The organism is Tersicoccus phoenicis (genome assembly GCF_001968835.1).
GTDB lineage: Bacteria > Actinomycetota > Actinomycetes > Actinomycetales > Micrococcaceae > Tersicoccus > Tersicoccus phoenicis.
The window spans coordinates 1-990 of record NZ_MRDE01000037.1 but is presented as its reverse complement, the minus strand read 5'-3'; the positions used below and the strand labels follow the sequence as shown (position 1 = coordinate 990).

Sequence of the window (990 nt, the reverse complement as noted above, 5' to 3'; positions counted from 1 at the left end):
GTACATCGAATTGCGGTACAATCAAAAGAGAATCCATTCAGCGCTCGACTACCGGACCCCGAATGAATTCGAACAGGCCTGGTACGCGTCACGCAGAGCGGCCTGAAACATGAAGGGAATCACCGGCCCGGAATTCGTCCCACCGCCCAACGTGACCGGGATGCTGGACCTGTCCGCCTGGCCGGCAGGGATGCGCGTGATCGTCCGCAAGGAGATCCCGCACGTTGGGGCGCAGCTGCGCATCACCGACCTCGACGGGATGCGCTACACCGCCTTCGCCACCAACCAGACCCGCGGCCAGCTCGCCGACCTCGAGGTCAGACACCGGCTGCGGGCCCGGTGCGAAGACCGGATCCGCGCCGCCAAGGACACCGGCCTGCAGAATCTCCCCCTCCACGCGTTCGACGCCAACAACTTGTGGTGCCACCTGGTCATGCTCGCCGCCGAGCTCACCGCCTGGGCCCAGATGCTCGCCCTCCATGGGCACAACGCCCGCCGTTGGGAGCCCAAACGACTCCGGGCGCGCCTCTTCGAGACCGCCGCCAGAGCCTCCCGGCACGCCCGCCGCGCCGTGCTGCACCTGGCCGCGGCCGCCCCCGAGACGCCCCTGCTCCTGAAGGCCCTGGACCGCCTCGCCATCCTCGGCCTGCCATAACGGCCCCTCCGAACGCAACGACGAGACAGGAAGCAGCAGCACCGGCACGTGCGGGAGTGGACCCGCACCGGACACCCGCCAAGGTCAGCGGGCAGCACTGTCGTACCCACATGCAAGAATCACACCCATCAGGCAGACGGTAAGCCCTGACCCTCAGCCAACCAGCCGGGATGAAAGATCGAGGTGGGCGGTGGGACGAATTCCGGGCCGGTGATTCCCTTCATGTTTCAGGCCGCTCTGCGTGACGCGTACCAGGCCTGTTCGAATTCATTCGGGGTCCGGTAGTCGAGCGCTGAATGGATTCTCTTTTGATTGTACCGCAATTCGATGTACCG

At 65.7% G+C, this 990-nt stretch carries 2 protein-coding genes and 1 pseudogene; 2 read left to right on the top strand and 1 reads right to left on the bottom strand.

Features of this window, described 5'->3' with window-relative positions; all coding sequences use genetic code 11:
- The first annotated feature begins 10 nt into the window (after nt 1-10).
- Both BKD30_RS17045 and BKD30_RS06750 read left to right on the top strand, forming a co-directional pair.
- A complete protein-coding gene (locus BKD30_RS17045) occupies nt 11-106 on the top strand; it encodes a hypothetical protein (protein WP_408033364.1) in 96 nt (31 codons plus the stop codon).
- Nucleotides 107-151: 45 nt separating this feature from the next.
- Nucleotides 152-655, top strand: a pseudogene (locus BKD30_RS06750) (transposase); the annotation flags it as partial.
- A gap of 227 nt (nt 656-882) precedes the next feature.
- On the opposite strand, the gene BKD30_RS17040 reads toward BKD30_RS06750, so the two are convergent.
- Nucleotides 883-978 carry a hypothetical protein gene (locus tag BKD30_RS17040; protein ID WP_408033364.1) on the bottom strand — a complete coding sequence of 32 codons (96 nt, stop codon included), beginning with the start codon at nt 976-978 and terminating at the stop codon, nt 883-885.
- Nucleotides 979-990 lie beyond the last annotated feature (12 nt).